Genomic DNA, 19,729 nt, shown 5'->3' with positions numbered 1-19,729 from the left:
CGACAACACCACCCCACCACACACCAACCCCCCACCACCCACACCAGCAAACCGACCATCCAACACATCCACCAACGTCAAACCCCCCACCACCACCCCCACACCATCCCAACCACCCACCACCAACCCACGCTCACCCGCAACAAGGATCTCCGCATCACCTACCGGCGCAGTAGGATTCGCCACGACCGACCTCAGTAGGCGGACGAACCGCTCCCCGAACTCCGTGACCGTGCCGGCCTCGAAGATGTCCGAGGCATAGGTGAAGGCTGCATCGAAGCCGGCGGGAATGCCGTCCTGACCGCGCCGTTCGGAGAGCGCCAACTGCAAGTCGAATTTTGCGACACCGATGTCCACCGGGATCGCATCGACAACGAGTCCTGGCAGTTCGAGATGGGGGTGGGTGATGTTCTGAAACTCCAACAGAACTTGGAAGAGGGGTGAATGCGACGTCGAACGCTGCGGCGCAATCGCGTCGACAACGCTCTCGAACGGCACCTCGGTATGCCCGAACGCTGCCAGATCCACTTCGCGAGTCCGGGCAAGAATGTCCTCGAAAGTCGCGGCAGTATCAATGGCGGTTCGCAGGACCACCGTGTTGACGAACATCCCGACCAGATCGTCGAGCGCTTGCTCAGCGCGCCCTCCCACCGGAGTGCCGATTGCTATGTCGGCCGAGTCGCTCAGTCGTGCCAACAGCACCGCCAACACCGCGTGCAGCACCATGAAGGGAGTTGCGTTGACGCGCCGCGCGAGATCGAGAAGGTCACTGTGCACGTCCGCGGGCACCGAGAACCGGACCGTTTCACCGCGCATGGACCGTTCGGCCGGTCTCGGTCGATCCAGCGGAAGGTCGATCACGTCAGTCAGTCCGGACAGGGTCGACGTCCAATAGTCCAACTGCTTCGACGCGAGAGTGTCCGGATCGGCGTCACTTCCGAGAAGATCGACCTGCCATCGGCTGTAGTCGGCGTACTGGACGGGCAACGGGGGCCAGCCCGGTATCTGATTCGCTGCTCTCGCTTCGTAGGCGCGGGCCAGGTCGCGGGCGAGCGGCTCGAGGGATGCTCCATCCGCCGAAATATGGTGAACAACCAGTACGAGCACATGTTCGTCCGGAACGATCCGAAAGAGAGTGCCGCGAAGGGGCACATCCACACTCACGTCGAATCCCTGTCGAGCGAGTTCGGCAATCCGCTCGTCCAGTTCTTCCTCGTCCGCCGCTTCCCCGTCCCACGCCATCTGCGACATCACGCGCTCCGGGGGAACTACGACCTGCAGTGGGCCGTCCACCGAGGCGGGGTAGACGGTTCGAAGCGATTCATGACGATCGACGACATCTCCCACTGCGGCCCGCAGCGCAGCGGCATCCAAAGCTCCTGCGAGTCGAACCGCCATGGGAATGTTGTAGGCCGGGGATGACGTGTCGAACTGGTTGACAAACCACAGGCGTTGTTGTGCCAGGGACACCGGCACTGTGTCCGGACGCGAATGTCTCTGCAAGAGAGGACGCCTCGATCGAGAATGATCGAGGCCGGATGCCTTCGCGTCACGCACTTTCACCGCCAGTGATTCGACTGTCGGTGCCTCGAACAATGCTCGCACCCCGAAATCGACTGCGGCACCGGAGTTGACACGCGCGATCAGCCTCGTCGCAACCAGCGAGTTACCACCAAGATCGAAGAAGTTGTCACCGATGCCCACCTTCGCGACACCCAGGACGTCAGCAAAGATCTCGGCCAGCAAGTTCTCGTCGGCGCTCACAGGTGGCCTGAACTCGTCCGATCGACCGATCAACTGCGGTGCAGGTAATGCCCCACGATCGACCTTTCCCGACGGACTGATCGGCAACTCGTCGAGAAGAACAAACGCCGCGGGCACCATGTACGACGGCATGCGGTCCGCGACGTACTGCGTCAGCTCGGCCGTCGACAGCGCACTCCCGCCGATAGGCACGACGTACGCGACGACCATCGTGGCGCCGGAGGGAGCGGCACTCGCCACGGTAACTGCATTCTCGACCTGCGGGCACGACTGTACGACGGTGTCGATTTCCCCGAGCTCGATCCGGAAGCCGCGAACCTTCACCTGGAAGTCGCTACGACCGACATACTCGAGCGCACGGCCGCGCCGGACGCGAACCAAGTCCCCCGTTCGGTACATTCGCTGCCCGGAGGGTCCGAAAGGGCTGGCCACGAATCGTTCTGCCGTCAAGGCGCGCTTTCGGTGATAGCCACGCGCGAGCGCTTCACCAGAGATGTGCAGCTCCCCCACAACACCGTCGGGAACGGGGCGCAATCGCGGATCGAGCACGATCTCGTGGAATCCACGGAGCGGTCCACCTACGGTGATTGTCTCCGACGACGCCAACGGTTCGCTGATGTTCGACATCACAGTGGCCTCGGTAGGACCGTAGGCGTTGCACAGTCTCCGTCCCGGAGCCCACCGCAGTACGAGTTCCGGTGGGCACGCCTCCCCACCGAACACGACATTGCCGAAGTCCGAAAGACCATCGGGTGACACTGTTCCGAGCGCCGCGGTCGTGACAAAACCATGCGTGATCTGCTCGGAGCCGAGGAATCGGGACAGCTCGTCCCCACCGAAGATGGTGCTCGGGGCGATCACCATGGCCGCTCCGGCACCGAAGGCCAGCAGATATTCGAAGATGGAGGCGTCGAAACTCGGTGTCGAGAAGTGCAGCGTTCGGGAGTTCTGCGTCGCACCGAACCTCGAACGCTGCTCGCCGGCAAGATCTTCCAGACCACGATGGGAGACAATCACTCCCTTGGGGAGTCCTGTCGAACCCGAGGTGTAGATCACATACGCCGGATTGTCGGGCCGGAGTGGGTACATCCGATCGATGTCGGAGACGGAGCGCCCGGGCAACTGTGCGCAGTGGGCACGGAACTCAGGGTCATCCATCGCCATCCACGGAACCGAATCCGGTAACCGGTGAAGTTCCGAAACGACCGTCAGTCCCAGCGTGGCGCCGGAATCGGTCAACATGTAACGAACACGTTCAGACGGATAAGTCGGATCCACGGGCACAAATGCCGCACCCGCCTTGGCCACCGCCAGCATCGCGACAACTGATTCGATCGAGCGCGTCAACCCCAGCGCCACAAGGTTTTCCGGACCAATTCCGCGGGCAATCAACATTCGAGCCATTCGACTGGAATCCTCGTCGACTTCTCGATACGACAACTCGTCACCGAGATACGAGAGAGCTACGCGGTCGGGATGTCGCTGCGCCGCGCCGTCGAACAAGTCGGCGAGGGTGCGATGCGAAGTGCGAGGGCCACTGCGGTCAGGCCGTGTCGCGGATCGTTCATACTCCGACAGGATGTCGATGTCGCCGATCACGACCGGCGGACCCGTGGTGAGGGATTCCAGGATGTGCGTGAACCGTAAACCAAGACCACGTACCGTTTCGGGCTCGAACAGATCGGTAGAGAACTCGAGCACCACCGTTATTCCGGACGGTTCACCCTCCGCGTCGAAATTTTCCACCGCACATACGCCGAGGTCGAAACGGCCAACGTCACGAGGTCGCTCGTCGGTGCTGCCGACGCACTCGAACGTCACCTGAACGACCGGTGCATACGCGGGCACATCTTCCACGCCGAGCGCCTGCGCCACCTGCTCGAGCCGTATCTCACTGTGCAGCAGCGCATTACTGCGAGCCTCGGAGACGCTGTGCAGGAGCGTCGTGAACGGCATCTCCAGATCGATGCGATTGCGGACGGCCACCAGGTTCGCGCCGGATCCCGTCGGCGCACCGATCACCACGTCTGAAGCTCCGGACAACCGGCTCACCAGGAGCGCAAAGCCTGCGTGTAAGACCGCACGTGCGTCCGTCACGAGATCACTCGCCATGGCGGTGATCCGAGTGTGAGTGTCGGCGCCGACCCGAACGTCAACCTGTCCGCTTTGCAGCGATTGCGCTGCCGGCCTGGGTCGATCGGACGGAAGTTGCAGCAGTTCAGGTGCCCCGGCGAGCTGATGTCTCCAATACGCGAGATGCCGAGCTTCGCGGCGTCGTCGCACACCCTCGCGCGCAGTCAGGTCGTGAACTGCCGAGAGTTCGGCACCGGGATCGGCCGCGATCAGCTCTTCCAGTAACTCGAGGAAATTCCGGTGGTGATCGCGCAAACCCGCGACCTCGTACCGGTTCGGGTTCGCCCGAAAATCGACACGCAGCCTGTCGCCACTCGGGTAGACGTTGACCAGCAGATCCTCCACCGGACCGGACGTGACTATGTGGTACTCGCCCACCACCTCGCCCAGTCGAACCTCCTGGCGGAACAGCATGACGTTGACCATGGAGCCGGCAAACGAGTCTTTCTCCTCCACAACGCTCTTCACGCCCGCGTCCCGACGGATGTCGTCGAGGCTGCAGCGCTGATGTCGCAATGCACCCATGAGCTCACGCTGGACCTGCGCGACGAGTTCACCGACGGTATCGACCCCGGCCGTCGCGATCACCAACGGTGCGACGCTGACCATCATTCCGCCCGAGTTGCGTAACAGCGCCGTTGTCCGCCCGGACATCGGAACATGGATATGGACAGTCTCTTTCGCCGTCAACCGCGAGAGGTACAGCGCGAGTGCAGCGATGACTGTTGCAGCTTGGTTCTCGGATTCGTCGAGTCGGATACCGCCGAGGCGTGAGAGGAGAGCACTCTCGAGTGCGCTCTCGGGCTGTGCGGGCCCAGAGTCGTCCGCCAGGGTGGTTGATCCGGCGACGGCCGCGTTCCGCCCGGCCCAGTACTCACGGTCGGCAAGGAATCGATCCGACGTTCTGTATCGCACGTCGATGTCGTACAGCGTGCGCAGCGGCGCGGCACGAGCAGGTTTCGGGTCCTTCTTCGCCACCGCGGCCGAGTACCGGTGCGCGATACGGTTCATCGTGGTCATGGCACCGAAACCGTCGAGCGCTACGTGATGAATGCGGCTGTACCACAGGTAGTGCAGGTCACCCACACACAGCACAGCCGTCTCGACGATTTCGTCGACTGCCAGGTCGATTTGCGTCCGGCAATCTCGGCGCATCCATTCGAGCGCAGTCTCGAACGGATCCTCGGTCCCGCGGAAGTCGACAAAACCGACCGAGATATCGGCAGTCGCATCCACGTACTGCATCGGTTGACCGTCGACCTCGATCACTTTCAGCAAGGGAGATTGGAACTCGTGTGCAACCGCTCGCGTTTCCCGATCCAACAACTCGACGTCCAATTCGCCGCGCAACTCGACGTAATGCGCAATCAAAATCGGGACCTCAGGATCGAGCTGTTGTGCGAACCAGGTTGCCCGTTGCGCGGCCGAGAGCGGAAAGCGCGTCTCATCAGAAGTGTCAGTCCGTTTGACCTCGAAGGGTTTCACAGTGTCCCGCCCCGCACGGTCGCCGCGGCCGCCGAGTGCGTAGCCGCGTCCGAATCAACAGCGCGAGAGCAAGAGGCTGATCGCGCCTCTCAAGCAGTCGTACCCAGAATCGGCCAGCACAAGCAGCGATCCACCGGCCGATGTCGCATACGTTTCACTCATGTTTCACGTGCCCGATATGCACTAAAAGTGTGAATGTGTCCCGTCACCTCGGTAATGTCCCACTTCTGGACGACACGTCCCCCGAGGGGAGCAGGCGCATGGACATCACCACCATTACCGACGTGATACGCCGACCACCGGATCGCCCAGGGGAAGTGTGGCGTCCAGGCGACGCCTGGCTTGCCGGTGGAACCTGGCTGTTCTCCGCCGAACAACCCGACACACGTCGACTCGTCGACCTCACCGCACTCGGTTGGACACCACTGGACGTCGGCGCGACTCACTTCAGTGTCGGAGCTACGTGCACAGTTGCCGAACTGTATGCGTTTGTACCACCGGACAATTGGCGCGCAAGTCCACTTATTCGCGTCAGTTGCGAATACTTCCTCTCCTCGTTCAAGGTGTGGAATGCGGCCACCGTCGGCGGCAACATCTGTATGTCACTTCCCGCCGGACCGATGATCACGCTGGCGGTAGCACTCGAGGCCACGTTCACACTGTGGGCTACCGACGGGGGTGTCAGAACCGTCGACGCTTGCGACTTCGTGACCGGCGACCACCAGAACGTCCTGGAGCCGGGCGAAGTTCTTCGGAGCATCGAGTTCCCGGTGCACGCACTCACCAAACGGCACGCCCACCGCCGATTCAGTCTCACTCCTCTCGGGCGATCGACGATCTTCATGATCGCGGTGCAGACTCCTGGCACGGACGACTTTCACCTGACCATCACTGCGGGCACAACGCATCCGATCCGGCTGACGTTCGACGCGATGCCAGACGAAGAATCTCTGCGACGAGCTGTCGACTCCATCTCCGCCGAGAGCTGGTTCGACGATCCCAACGGAGCCCCCGACCACCGCCTTCACCTCGCTCGTCACTACGCCGACGAGCTGCGAATCGAACTGACGGGGAGCCTGTCATGAGCTACACGGTGAACGGACGAAAGTTCGACGAGGAACCGTTCCCCGGTCAGTGTCTGCGCACATTCCTTCGGCAACTGGGACACCACGGAGTGAAGAAGGGGTGCGACGGAGGTGATTGTGGGGCCTGCACGGTGTGGCTCGACGGCGCACCGATCCACAGTTGCATCACACCCGCCTTTCGCGCTGACGGTCGCGACGTGACCACCATCGAGGGTCTCGGCACGCCCGAAGATCTCCATCCGATTCAGCAGCAGTTCCGAGACGCACCCGGTTTTCAGTGTGGGTTCTGCACCGCTGGGATGATCATGACCTCGGCGGCACTCACCGACGAGCAGAAAGAAGACTTGCCGCGAGCGCTCAAGGGAAACCTGTGCCGCTGCACCGGTTACCGATCCATCGAAGACGCTGTCAACGGTGTCAGCGCAATCGAGGTTGCTCTTCCCGGTCAAGCAGTCGGTACAAGCGTAGGCGCGCCGGCGGCGACCGAGGTGGTAACCGGACGCGCCGAGTACACGATGGACACCGAAATCGACGGCATGCTGCACCTGAAAGTGCTGCACTCGCCTCACGCCCATGCACGCATCACCTCCATCGACACCACCGACGCTCTCGCTGTCCCTGGCGTGCATCGCGTCTACACCTGGAAAGACGTGCCGCGCAAGCTCTTCACCACGGCAATCCATACCGACCACCTTGTTGACCCGGACGACACGTACATCCTCGACAACGTCGTACGTTTCGTGGGCCAGCGTGTCGTCGCCGTACTCGCCGACTCCGTCGTCGCCGCGGAAGAAGGCCGCCGGAAGGTGAAAGTCGACTACGAGATCCTGCCGGCTGTGTTCGATCCGGAAGAGGCCATGGCCGACGGCGCTCCGGCCCTGCACGGGTCCGACGATCCCTTTGTCCGAGATCCCGAACGCAACATCCTGCTCGAAATTCACGGCCACGTCGGCGACGTCGACGCCGGTTTCGCGGAGGCCGACGTCATCCACGAAGGCACCTACTTCTCACCGCGGGTTCAGCACGCACACCTCGAGACGCACGGATCGATCTCGTGGATGGAAAATGGCCGCCTCCACGTTCGCACAAGTTCGCAGTCTCCCTCGATCGCCAAGGTCAAACTTGCCCACCTCTTCGACCTCCGCCCGGATCAACTACGAGTGTTCTGCAAACGCGTGGGCGGCGGGTTCGGCGGAAAACAAGAAGTGATCAGCGAAGATCTGGTGGCGCTCGCCACCCTGGACACCGGCCGTCCCGTCTGCCTGGAATTCACCCGCGAAGAAGAGTTCACCACCGCGTCACCACGTCATCCGATGAAGCTGACAATCAAACTTGGTGCCAAGTCGGACGGAACCCTCACGGCCTTTCAGTACCGAAACATCTCGAACACCGGTGCGTACGGAAACCACGGCGGAGAGACACTCTTTGCCGGCGGCGCGGCAGTCTCGCTCTACCGCTGTGCGAACAAGAAGTTCGATGCGTATTCCGTGTACACGAACAATGTTCCGAGTGGCGCGTTGCGCGGATACGGGATGACTCAGCCCGCTTTCGCCGTGGAATCGGCGATGACAGAGCTGGCCGTCGCACTGGACATGGACCCGCTAGAGCTGCGTCGACGCAATATAGTACGACCGGGCGATTCGCTGGTCGCACTCGAGGACGGCCCCGACGACGTGATCTTCACCGAAGACGGACTGGGGCAATGCATCGATCTGATCGACGCCGCATTGAACCGCCATCCGGTCCCATCCCTCGGAGACGATTGGCTTATCGGGACCGGTACCGCAAGTTCTCTACATGAGACAGCACCTCCCACCGAGCACATTTCCGAGGCCTGGCTCACTCTCGGCGAGGACTGTGTGTACGAACTTGCCATCGGCACAGTCGAATTCGGCGAGGGAACCTCTACCGCCCACGTGCAGATCGCCGCACATCAGCTGGGCACCACACCGTCGCGCGTGCGAATCATTCAGTCGGACACCGACCGAACCGGTTTCGACACAGGCGCTTTCGCCAGCGCCGGGCTGTTTGTTGCCGGCAACGCCGTCCTTCGCGCGTCGAACGCACTACGTGACCGGCTACTGGCCTTCGCGGCGCACCACACCGGCGTCGCGATAGACCAATGCTCGATGGACGACGACAAGATCGTCTGCGGTAGCACTCGGGTGACACTGCAAGAGTTACTCGAGGCAGCACGCCCGCGCGGGATCCGATTCACCGAGGCTCGGAAGGCATACGGATCTCCGCGCAGCGTGGTGTCCAATACCCATGGCTTCAGGATTGCCGTCCACCGCATCACCGGTGAGATTCGCATTCTCTACAGCGTCCAAGCCACCGACGCTGGAGTGATCATCAATCCGGCGCAGGTTCGGGGACAGATCGAAGGTGGCGTCGCCCAGGGCATCGGCTTCGCCTTGACCGAGAACTTCCACGTAGACGCACATGGCGCGGTGATGAACCCGAACCTGCGTAACTACCGGATACCGACCTATGCAGACGTTCCTCGCACCGAGGTGATCCTCGTCGATTCGTCCGACTCCGTTGGTCCGCTCCGCTCCAAGGGAATGGCAGAGTGCTGCATCAATCCGGTCGCCCCTGCGCTGGCGAACGCACTGCAGGATGCCACCGGGTCGCGATTCCGGTCGCTACCGCTCACCCCCGAGCGCATCTTCACGGGCCTGAACCGATGACCGCGAACACCTCGGCAGACAGCGCGGCAACAGTAATCATCGGCCAGCGAGTGCGCGCCGGACTGGAGAAAGAGTTCGAGGTCTGGCAGAAAGATCTCAACCGAGCAGCCGCAGATTACGCGGGCTTCCTCGGGGCGGAAATTGCGGCTCCGACGTCTACCCAACCTGATTGGGTGATCGTGTACCGCTTCGACTCCATCGCACATGTTCAAGCGTGGATCAACAGCGCGACGAGGCAGGACCACCTGGAGAACGGTCGTCAGTACTTCGACGGCCCGGCCACGCAGCAGGTCGTGAGCGGCGGGATCAAACCTCCGGACCCGTTGCTGACCGTCGTGGTGACGCACCGAGTCGGTGACGACAGCATCGACGAGTTCCTCGCCTGGCAGGACCGTCTTCGCGAAGTGGAGAGTGCTTTCGACGGATTTCGCGGCACCGAACTGTTTCGCCCCGTCGACGGTGTGCAGGATGAATGGACGCTGCTCTATCGTTTCGACAACGCCGCCCATCTCGACACGTGGCTGACTTCCCCTGAACGACAACAACTCCTCGCCGAGGGCCGCAAGTTCCACGACTTCGAACTGCGGACCGTCGACAATTCGTTCGGCAGTTGGTTTGCTTTCGACGAGAACGGAAACGAGGCCCCGCCACCTTCGGAGACAAAAACCTCGATCGCCGTCTGGGTCGGCCTCTACCCGACGGTCGTGCTACTTACCCTGGCCCTGTCGCCGCTGAAGTTGCCGCTCTGGCTGGGATTGTTGATCGGCAATCTGCTGTCGAGCTTCATCATGAGTTTCTTCACGATGCCGTACTACGTGAATCGACTCCTGCGCCGTTGGCTGCGACCGCCTCCGGGGATTCCTGTGGCGAAGACCAACGCGCAAGGAGTGGCAATCGTTGCCGCTGTGACCTTGTTCTGGGTTGTCGTCTTCTACCTCGTGACTACTCAGTTCTGGTCGCTGCCTTGAACTCGACGGAACACGAAAATGCCAGCGTGTGCACCAGGGCATGATTCTTCCCTGGTGCACACGCTGGCATTTTCAGGTATGTCGGTTCACGCCGCTGTCGGTGGGCTGTTCCCGCCGATGGGATGCTGGAACGGATCGATCGACATCGGCGGATAGAACACCGTCTTCCGATCGGGGCCGATTTCCACTCGCCACTGCGTGTGGTGCAGTGTCCGATGATGATGCCCACACAACAGAATCAGATTGTCGAGATCCGTTGGGCCACCATCATTCCAGTGCACAATATGGTGAGCATCGCACCACCCCGATGGTGTCCCGCACCCCGGAAACGCGCACCCACCATCACGAACCGCCAACGCCCGCCGCTGGGGTACCGTCGCGGTTCTCGCTTCCTTGCCGCAGTCGAGCGGAACACCATTCTCATCCAACAGAATCCGGGTGATGGTGCAGTCGCACGCCAACATCCGTGCGGTGTCGATGCTGATCGGCCCCACCCAATCCGTCCACGCGAACCCGAGTTCCTCGGTCGACGGCAAGAGGTCTTTCAAGGCTTTGAGGTCGGTCATGTCCTTCGCCGACGCAGTCACCGTGATGTGTGGTTTCACGCCGCCTTCGATTGGACCCAGCCCCGCCCGCTCGTACCGCCGCAGCAGTTCGCAGAACCCGTCCGCGCGTCGCAGTGCCGGCGTGCGGGTGTCTTTGACGCCGTCCTTCTCCGGCGTCGGAGCGGACAGGCTCGACAACAACGTGATCAGACGGGCACCGTTCACGGCATCCAGATCGCCTTCCACGCTGACCCGCCCGTACAAGCCTTTCGAGGCGTAGAACTCGTTGCGCTCCGAATCCTCACCGACCGGGACGCCGTCTTCGCGTTTTCCGTACTGCTTCTCGATCCGCCGGATCGCCGCCCGCACCGCATCACAATCGGCGATGTTCTTCGACGCCAACCCGAGCAGGATCCCGCGGGCCTTGTCGACATCCGCCGGGGTCATGTTCTTGGGTGGATGCTGACAAAACGACGCCACCTGACGGGCTTTCAGCGCATCCACATCGCCGCGGTGGAATGCATCCGCGACAACAGGTTCGAGCAACAAGCAACCGCGCCAGGCTGACCAGCAGGCTGCACTCACCGGTCTCCAAATTCGTCGAACCATGCAACCACTGCGCGATCGCCCGAAAACCCTTCCCGACCACAGTCTCCCGGGAAAACATCTCCACGATCAGCAATACCATCCGCGACTGCAACTCATGCCGGACACGCACCAGATCCAGAACCTCACTCTTGAGGCCCTCACCATCCAGCTGCCACGCTTCCCGACTGTCCATACCGAAAGTCTAATCGAACATACTTTCGATAACCAGGGACATAACGGACAACTTCAGAAACGCTCACAACTCGAGACCTGTTGAAATCGAACTACTTTCGAAACTGACGCAAACGCGATCATCGACCACCGAGCGGCAAGGCTCCCCCACCGACAGGATAGGGCGGGAGCGTTCCCACAAGCGTCGGTGTCAATGTAGTCGCGGACGGATCGGCGCGACCCAGCGTGAGTTTCCGAACTTCGGCACCCGTTCCGTTGCTACCACTCACAAGGAGATCCGCGCCGGTAGTCGTGCTCGTCGTCGCTACTTCGACGCCCGACCCTGGACCGGCGAACGGATCGAAGGCTGCGACTTCCCGAAACGCTACGTCCGCCGAATGATGGTCAGGGCTCTCGAGGTACATCTCGGGCGCGCCGTCGAGCCTGGATCCACTTGAGAAGACACGGACTGAACCCTCCCCTCCGAGCATGCCCGCCACGATCGATTTGGCTCCGCCCTCAGCGCCGGCCACCCATCCCGTCGAGAGCGACACCCCGTCGCGATAGCCCTGATCGAAGGCCAAGAACTGTGATGTCGTCACCGGACCATCCGCACGACCTGCGTGTTCATCGGAGTCGCCCTGCGCAGCTGCCGTCGGCTCGTACAGGTCGTAGCGGAACGTCTTGATCAAAGGCTCGTCGCCGGCACCCGGCGCGGTCACGATGCTCGCCCGACCGGAGTGACTGTCGACCATCCCGGTTGCAAAAGTGACGCCGCTACTCGAACCCGGATACGGAGAGAAGGAGCCGAATTCTGCCGGCGCGGACTTCTTGTCCGCCGGAAGGTCGGTGGAGTAGATCTTGACCTGCGACTCCATTCCTGGGCCTGACGCAACGATGATGTTGTCCGCCAGAGCATTTCCGTCGATGTCGACGCCGCCTACGTTCACTCCACCACGGAACCCCGAATCGAAAGGTGCAAATCTTGCCAACTCGTCGGTGAACGGCACGCCTCCGACTGCGTTGTACGCCAACACTTCCGGAGCCGATCCTGCACCTGTTCCAGCCACAAGATCAAGCACCATGTCTCCGTTCACGTCGGCCATCGCAACGCTCGGCGTGCCTTCGAACGACGGGAAGGGAGTGACGGTGGAGATCAGCTTGTCGCCGTTGGCATCGAATATCTGAACTTTGGCGGGGACTCCGGCCGAACCGGGTACGGCCACTGCGTATGTCGACACCTCTGGAATCACGTTGACAGTCGCCATCAATCCGTTGTCCTCGTGATTGAGTCGGTGGCAATGAATGACGAAGGTTCCGGTGTACTCGGTGAACTTCGTCCGCAACGTCACCGATGCTGGTTCCAGCGCATTCTCGTTCTCGTCCGTCACCGGCGCCGGCACGTTCACGTTGTCGATTCCCCAGGGCTGAACGCCCGTCGTGGTACCTGCGACGGGATCCACGACTTCCGTCACCTGGAAGTCGTTGACGTGAATATGCATCGGATGTTCGTCGTTGTTGAGGTTCGTGATCTTCCATTCCTCAACGGAATTCAAACGCGGTTGAATCAGCGGAATGTTGGGGAACGTGTTGTCGGCGAACTCGTAGGTGAAGGCTTTCGGATCACTGTTGCTGGCCTTCTCGTTTCCGAATCCGCCCGAGACTGTGAGGTTGCGGGTCACGTCGGGCGTCATCGCTGCGGTATCCACGAAGGAGGTGTAGGTGTCCAGTTTTTGTCCGAAGTCGAATGGAGTCGTCTTTCCTTCCCCCTCATCTGGTGTCGCACGGATCAACTGTTGAGTCGGGAACGTGAAGAATCCGTCCGCGTAGCTGATCACCGACGGGTCGACAGTGACGGTTCCGAGTTCGGCCGGCGGATTGTCGGTGCCGTTGTTTGTGTACAGAATGCCTGGATTGCTCACCGGCTTTGCACCTTCGAGCGGTGGCATCTCCAGCACCAGATCGCCGGCCTCCGGCATCGTCACGGCAATCGCGTATCGCGAGGCCGGCGGAATCACCAGCCTGGTTCCGTCCCCGTCCACGGGTGGCCTGACCTCGTCGAACGGATTTCCGTCCTGGCCCACGATCGCAAACTTCGGATGAGCGCCGGTTGCGGTTTCCGTCAACGTGACCGGCATGTAGGCGAAGTCGCTGATGTTGGCGAGAACCCAGATCTCGGTCTGACCCGGCTTCAATCTCAGGGACGGCTGAAATTGACCGTTCACGGTGTACTGCACGTCGCGTTGGTTGTCGGGCAGGGAGGGATCAGCCGGGACTCTCGTCGATTCACCGGCGAAGCTCTGGAGGTTGCCTGGTACGAATTGATTCTGTCCACGATGATTGGCCGGCGACAGCGGTCCGCTGTACCAGTTGGTGAAATACTGTGCTCCCTCCGTGGTTTCCGAGAAATTCACGGGCGCCAAGCTCGGACGGTAGGTACCGTCGGCCAATTCCGTGCCGGTGGGCGGCGTCAAGGTACTGACGAATTGGGGCCAATTCGCGTCGTTGAGCTGCCGGCCCTTCCCCTTGCGGTCGAACACGAAGTTGTACTGCAGTGCCATATCGCGGATCGGAATGTCGTTCGCCGTCACGACAGGCAAATTGCCGTCCGGCCGGCCGATTTCCAGTAGCCCGGCCAGACCCATGTACGTCTGCTGCGCAGTGAGGGTGTGCCGGTGACTGTGATACCAGTACAGACCGTTCGGCATCGTCCCCGGAATCGCGTAGTCGTAAACATTTCCCTGGCCGGCGGGGATGTTGAGCAACACGTTGTCGGCATTACCGTCCGGACTCACGTGAACTCCGTGCGTGTGCAGATTAAGCGGAGCCGACGACAGCGCCGGCGGATAGATCGGCACATCCCCGCCCGCCGGAGTGAACGCCGGATCGTAGAAGTCCTCAACCGTGAGATCCTGCAGATCGTTGTCGTAATGAATGATCAACCGCTCCCCGGGGTTGACCCGGAGAGTCGGCGCCGGATAGACGTCACTCGCCGAGGTCGACCCGTCCGAGGCCGTACCGCGAATGACTTCGTACCCGAACAGCAGGAAATTCGACACCGGCGCCGACGCGGTATCGAGCGGAATCACTCCCTGATGAGCGGACAACCGCACTTCGAGGACACCATCTCGACTGCTCAGTTTCACCGGCTCCCGGTAGTCGACAGGGGCACCGTCCGAGCCGTAGTGAGCGCCCGCCTCAGGCGCCGATTCACCGGAGGTACACGCGCCCAACGCCACCGTCATCGACACCACTACTACCGCGGCCAACGACTTTCCTCGCAGTGCGATCACTGGTTTCCCCGTTCCATGGTGGCGTGAGATACGTCCGATCAGCGCTCATCAGCCTATCGAGAAAACATCCGCTGAACAGGATATTCACGACAAATAGCCCGCGCAGTGCCCGCTTCCGAGATGCATGCCGCATGGTGGCTCACCAAACCGATCAGGAATCGAGAAGCACGGCCAAGGGACCCGCAATTACGTTGAAACACATGAACACACCACAGAAGTCCACTTCCAACCACACGTCGTCAAACCACACATCGGCAGGGAGCGCCCAGAGGACCACCGCGCAGTCCGTGATCCTCGACGTCCCGGACCTCGCGGCAGCCGAGGCTTTTTACGACGCTCTCGGCGTCCGAGATCGAATCCAGCTACGCGCATCCACCGAACCGACAACCGGGTTTCGTGGATATACCCTTTCGCTCGTCGTCTCCCAACCCAACATCGTCGACGCATTCGTCGGCGCAGCGCTCGCAGCCGGTGCCACCGAGTTGAAGCCGGTCAAGAAATCCATCTGGGGATACGGCGGAGTTGTTCAGGCTCCCGACGGTTCGATCTGGAAGATCGCCACGTCGTCGAAGAAGAACAACGGGCCGGCCACCCGCACGATCGACAACCTCGTGCTGCTGCTCGGCACCGAAGACGTCAAGGCCAGCAAGCAGTTCTACCTCGACCACGGACTCGAGGTGTCCAAGAGCTTCGGCCGCAAGTACGTCGAATTCATCAGTGCAGCAGGCAATGTCACACTGGCACTGTATGGGCGGCGCGCCTTGGCGAAGGATGCCGGGCTCGCTCCGGAAGGCACCGGATCGCACCGGATCACCATCACCGGCGCTTCCGAACCCTTCGCGGATCCCGACGGTTTCGCCTGGGAGAGCGCCCATTCCTGAGCCGGACGGTGTCCTGCCGGCAAGCCCGAGCGACTCAGGACATCCCGCGAATCCTCTCCAAGCTGTGCGCCATCAACGGACCAACGGTCTCGAGCGCAGCGGGCGAGGTGATGTCCCAGTGAGTGCACTCGACGGGATGATTCACGATATCCCCGCTCACGTATGCACGCCATGAATCGGCTCCACGGTTCAGCCACGGATCATCCAGCGCTGCAGTGAAGTACAGCACGTCACCATCGAAGATCCCCGGCTGATAGGTCTTCATCAACGTGTCATTGTGCTGGGCCGCAAAGACAAGCCTGCCGACGTTTTCCGCAGTCAGTTCACCCATCGCTTGCGCGAACTCGAGTCCCATATCCGAGCCGTCTTCTGCGTCCGAATCTGCAGTGCCTTCAGTGCCTTCACTGTCTTCACTGTCTTCAGCGGCACGGGCGAAGCTGTCCAGCATCACCAACGAATCGACCGACTCGCCCGCTGCCTGCAATTGCACCGCCATCGAATGTGCGATCACTCCACCCAGCGACCAACCGGCGAGGTGGTAGGGGCCTTCAGGCTGGATTCGCCGCACCTCCTCTAGATACCTGGCAGCGGTGAGTTCGATGGACTCCGGCAACGGGTCCGCGGACGAAACTGCCGGAGTTTGGATTCCGTACATCGGAGTTGCCGAATCGATATACGGCGCCAAGCCGGCGTAACTCCAGGCCAGGCCGATGATCGGATGGACGAAGAACATGGGCGGCTGTTCACCGGTGGTTCGAATCGGGAAGACTACGTCCAGCGCACCGGCAGTGTCTTGTCGGGAATCGATACGCATCGCAATCGACGCCGGAGTCGGCTCGATCATCAACCACTGCAGCGGTATCTCGCGGGTGAGGGAAGCCCGCAGCTTTGTCACCACACGAATCGCCGACAGTGAGTTGCCACCGAGTTCGAAAAAGTTGTCGTCGGCGCCGATGTCAGCGATTTCGAGAACCTCAGAGAAGGCCCTGGCCACAGCGATTTCCGAAAGTGTGCTCGGTTCCCGATACACGATCTTCGACGCAAAATCAGGAGTCGGCAATGCCTTCTCGTCGACCTTCCCTGTCGGTGTCGTCGGCACCTTGTCGATGAAGACGACGGCACTCGGGATCATGTGACGCGGCAAGAACTCGGATACGAATGCGATAACGTGGCCCGCCTCCGGCGCAGTTCCCGGCGCCGGCACGACGTACGCCACCAGCGCCGTGTCCCCGGACGGTGTCCGCCTGCCGAGGGCCATGGCCACATCGACGTCCGGGTGGGCGTGCAGTGCCGCATCTATCTCACCGAGTTCGATGCGGTGACCACGAATCTTGACCTGACTGTCGGTCCTGCCCCGATACTCGATGGTGAGGTCGGGTGTCCACGCTGCGATGTCACCCGTTCGATACATACGATCCCCCGGCTGCCCATGCGGGTTGGGAACAAATCGGGTCGCCGTGAGCACGGGCTGATCGTGGTATCCACGGGCTAGAGCCAGCCCCGACACGTACAGTTCACCCGGTGTCCCGATCGGCACCGGTAGCAGTCGAGCGTCGAGGATCACCGTGCCGAAACCGCGTACCGGCGATCCGATCGTGACCGGCTTCCCCGCGACAAGATCACCGACGGTGGAGATGTCGGTGGCCTCGGTTGGTCCGTACCCGTTGAGCATGGTTCGACCAGGCTGCCAACGATTGACCAGTTCGGCGGAAACCGCTTCACCGCCGACACCGAGAACTCGAAGCTCCTCGAGCCCCTCCGGTTCCATCGACGTCAACATCGCCGGAGTGATCAGTGCGTGGGTGACCTCGCGGTCGATCATGAACCGCGACAACTCGTCGCCGCCGAGAATAGAGGGTGGTGTGACGACCAGAGTCGCCGCCGCGGAGAGCGCCGACATCATCTCTCCGACCGACATGTCGAAGCTCGGTGAGGTGTTGTGCAGGAATCGTGAGTGCGAGTCGACGCGATAGTGCTCACGACGTTCGGCTGCAAGGTTCGCGAGACCACCGTGGGTGACCACGACTCCCTTCGGCTTCCCCGTCGAACCCGAGGTGTAGATCATGTATGCCGGATTGTCGATTCGTGCGGGTGTGTCGAGAGGGCTCACCGGGGCTGCCGCCAGTTCTTCGGCGATGTCCTCGAGAATCAGCCATTCGACGTCGTCGGGCAGGAACCGACGATGCTCGGCAATCGTCACACCGAGCTTTGCCCGAGAGTCTCCGAGGATGTGCTCGATGCGCTCGGCCGGATAGCTCGGGTCGACCGGCAGATACGCGGCACCGGTCTTGGCCACTGCCCAGACTGCGAGCACAGACTCGAGTGATCGCGGAAGAGCGAGAGCCACAAATGTTTCCGGCGAGACTTCTCGTTCCAAGAGAACGTGAGCCATACGGGTCGAGAGTTCGTCGGCTTCTGCGTAGGTGACGGCGCGGTCGTTCCACAGGAAGGCGATCCCCGTCGGATTCGACGAGACCGCAGCAAAAATCAGCTCGGAAAGCGTCGCCGGATGCGCCGCCGCCAGGCCTCGCACCGGCACCAGCAGGTTCTGCTCGTCACGATTCAGAATGTCGACATGACCGAGAACTCTGGCCGGGTCTTCGGTTAGTTGCGCGAGCAGCATGACGAATCGCTCGGCAAACAATGCAACCGTGGACCGGTCGAACAGATCGGTTGCGTAGGTCAGCGATCCACTCACCGTTACCGACTCGGTGTCTGAGCCTTCGGATTCCGCGGTCTCGAACAGCGTCAAGGCAAGATCGAATTGAGCTGGAGTGACGTCGAATTCGAGAGCCGACACACGAAGGTCAGGAAGCTCGAAGACAGCGTCCTCGACGTACTCGTAGGCCAGCGCAACTTGGAACAGCGGTGCGTGAGCTTGTGAGCGAACAGGTTTCAGTACATCGACAAGCCTCTCGAAGGGCACATCGACGTGGCCGAATGCGCTCAGATCTCGGTCACGCACCTGATCGAGCAACGCCGAGAACGTCAGTGCGGAGTCGACATCTGTTCGCAGAACGACTGTGCCGACAAACATTCCGATCAAATCCTCGACAGCGGCCTCACCTCGTCCGGACACCGGTGTGCCGACGACGATGTCGGTGCTCGCCGACAATCTCGCCAACAGCGCCGCATACACCGCGTGGATCACCATGAACACACTTGCGTGATGGAGATCGGCGATCTCACGTACGCGATCCATGACTTCGGGCGCTATGTCGAAGCGAACCATCGCACCGTTCTGGGTGGCCACCGCCGGGCGTGGTCGATCGGTCGGCAATTCCAGTACGTCCGGGATCCCGCCCAATGTTGTTTTCCAGTAGTCGATTTGAGTCGATGCGATGCTGTTCGGGTCCGCCTCGTCACCGAGGAGCGCCCGCTGCCACAGCGCAAAGTCGGCATACTGGATCTCCAGCGGCGCCCAGAAGGGCGGCTGGCCGGTGAGCCGCGCCGAGTAGGCAACCATCACGTCTCGAGCCAACGGCGCCATGGACACACCGTCCGCACTGATGTGATGGACCGACATCACGAGCACATGCTCGAATTCTTCGACTCGGAACAGCTTCACCCGAATCGGGACCGAGGCTGTGACGTCGAAGCCTTCGGAAAGGACGCCGAGTATGCGCGTATCGAGATTGCCTCGGTCGACATCGATCGGGCTCAGATCGAACTCGACGTTTTCGGGTGGCAGGATGACCTGGACGGGGCCGTCGCCGTTGTCGGGGAACATCGTTCGCAGCGACTCGTGGCGTGCCAGGACGTCGCCCACCGCACCACGAAGTGCAGGGACGTCGACGGCACCTGAGAGTCGGATGGCCAACGGAATGTTGTAGGCCGCAGACGCGACGTCGTATTGATTGAGGAACCACATCCGATTCTGCGCGAGCGAGAGTGGGATCTGTTCCGGGCGTGCGTGCGCAAGGAGGGCGAGCCGATCGGCACGCTCTGCATTATCGAGTGCCGCAGCAAGTTCCACCACGGATGGATGATCGAACAACGCTCGAAGCGGTAACGCGCTACCGGCGTGTTGATTGATGCGGCTGATGAGCCTGGTCGCATTCAGCGAATTACCACCCAACACGAAGAAATCATCATCCAACCCAACCCTCGACCCACACCCCAACAC

7 protein-coding genes and 1 pseudogene are annotated in these 19,729 nt (G+C 61.5%); 4 read left to right on the top strand and 4 right to left on the bottom strand.

Features of this window, described 5'->3' with window-relative positions; all coding sequences use genetic code 11:
- Window positions 1–5,382, bottom strand: a 5,382-nt coding sequence (locus ACWF6P_RS31430) for an amino acid adenylation domain-containing protein (RefSeq protein WP_452623653.1), incomplete at its 3' end; no start/stop codon positions are given.
- Window positions 5,383–5,642: 260 nt separating this feature from the next.
- Between ACWF6P_RS31430 and ACWF6P_RS31425 the strand changes: the two genes are divergently transcribed.
- Genes ACWF6P_RS31425 through ACWF6P_RS31415 form a run of 3 tightly spaced genes read left to right on the top strand, consistent with a single transcriptional unit; the run spans window position 5,643 to window position 10,125 of the window.
- Window positions 5,643–6,467, top strand: coding sequence for an FAD binding domain-containing protein (locus ACWF6P_RS31425; RefSeq protein ID WP_452623652.1), 825 nt, complete (start codon window positions 5,643–5,645; stop codon window positions 6,465–6,467).
- Entirely contained in the window at window positions 6,464–9,157 is a 2,694-nt protein-coding gene (locus tag ACWF6P_RS31420) for a molybdopterin-dependent oxidoreductase (RefSeq protein ID WP_452623651.1), read from the top strand. The genes ACWF6P_RS31425 and ACWF6P_RS31420 overlap by 4 nt, the downstream gene beginning before the upstream one ends.
- Window positions 9,154–10,125 carry an antibiotic biosynthesis monooxygenase gene (locus ACWF6P_RS31415; protein WP_378450074.1) on the top strand — a complete coding sequence of 324 codons (972 nt, stop codon included), beginning with the start codon at window positions 9,154–9,156 and terminating at the stop codon, window positions 10,123–10,125. The genes ACWF6P_RS31420 and ACWF6P_RS31415 overlap by 4 nt, the downstream gene beginning before the upstream one ends.
- An 86-nt stretch (window positions 10,126–10,211) precedes the next feature.
- On the opposite strand, the pseudogene ACWF6P_RS31410 reads toward ACWF6P_RS31415, so the two are convergent.
- Both ACWF6P_RS31410 and ACWF6P_RS31405 read right to left on the bottom strand, forming a co-directional pair.
- Window positions 10,212–11,451 (bottom strand): annotated as a pseudogene (locus ACWF6P_RS31410) (DUF222 domain-containing protein).
- Window positions 11,452–11,569: 118 nt separating this feature from the next.
- Window positions 11,570–14,674, bottom strand: coding sequence for a multicopper oxidase family protein (locus ACWF6P_RS31405; protein WP_452623654.1), 3,105 nt, complete (start codon window positions 14,672–14,674; stop codon window positions 11,570–11,572).
- A 248-nt stretch (window positions 14,675–14,922) separates the two neighbouring features.
- On the opposite strand from ACWF6P_RS31405, the gene ACWF6P_RS31400 reads away from it, so the two are divergent.
- Window positions 14,923–15,603: a glyoxalase gene (locus ACWF6P_RS31400; RefSeq protein WP_452623650.1), complete on the top strand. Its 681-nt coding sequence runs from the start codon at window positions 14,923–14,925 to the stop codon at window positions 15,601–15,603.
- A 34-nt stretch (window positions 15,604–15,637) separates the two neighbouring features.
- Here ACWF6P_RS31400 and ACWF6P_RS31395 read toward each other — a convergent pair whose 3' ends face one another.
- On the bottom strand, window positions 15,638–19,702 hold the full coding sequence (locus ACWF6P_RS31395; RefSeq protein WP_452623649.1) for a non-ribosomal peptide synthetase: 4,065 nt from the start codon (window positions 19,700–19,702) through the stop codon (window positions 15,638–15,640).
- Window positions 19,703–19,729: the final 27 nt, after the last annotated feature.

Source organism: Rhodococcus sp. NPDC055024 (assembly GCF_053608585.1).
Note: the sequence above shows the minus strand (reverse complement) of the source record. Positions and strands in the feature narration are given on the sequence as shown.

Excerpts from the sequence above, each read along its gene's own strand:
- ACWF6P_RS31425 (WP_452623652.1), top strand. The coding sequence starts at position 5,643 with ATGGACATCACCACCATTACCGACGTGATACGCCGACCACCGGATCGC.
- ACWF6P_RS31420 (WP_452623651.1), top strand. The coding sequence starts at position 6,464 with ATGAGCTACACGGTGAACGGACGAAAGTTCGACGAGGAACCGTTCCCC.
- ACWF6P_RS31415 (WP_378450074.1), top strand. The coding sequence starts at position 9,154 with ATGACCGCGAACACCTCGGCAGACAGCGCGGCAACAGTAATCATCGGC.
- ACWF6P_RS31405 (WP_452623654.1), bottom strand. The coding sequence starts at position 14,674 with ATGACGGTGGCGTTGGGCGCGTGTACCTCCGGTGAATCGGCGCCTGAG.
- ACWF6P_RS31400 (WP_452623650.1), top strand. The coding sequence starts at position 14,923 with ATGAACACACCACAGAAGTCCACTTCCAACCACACGTCGTCAAACCAC.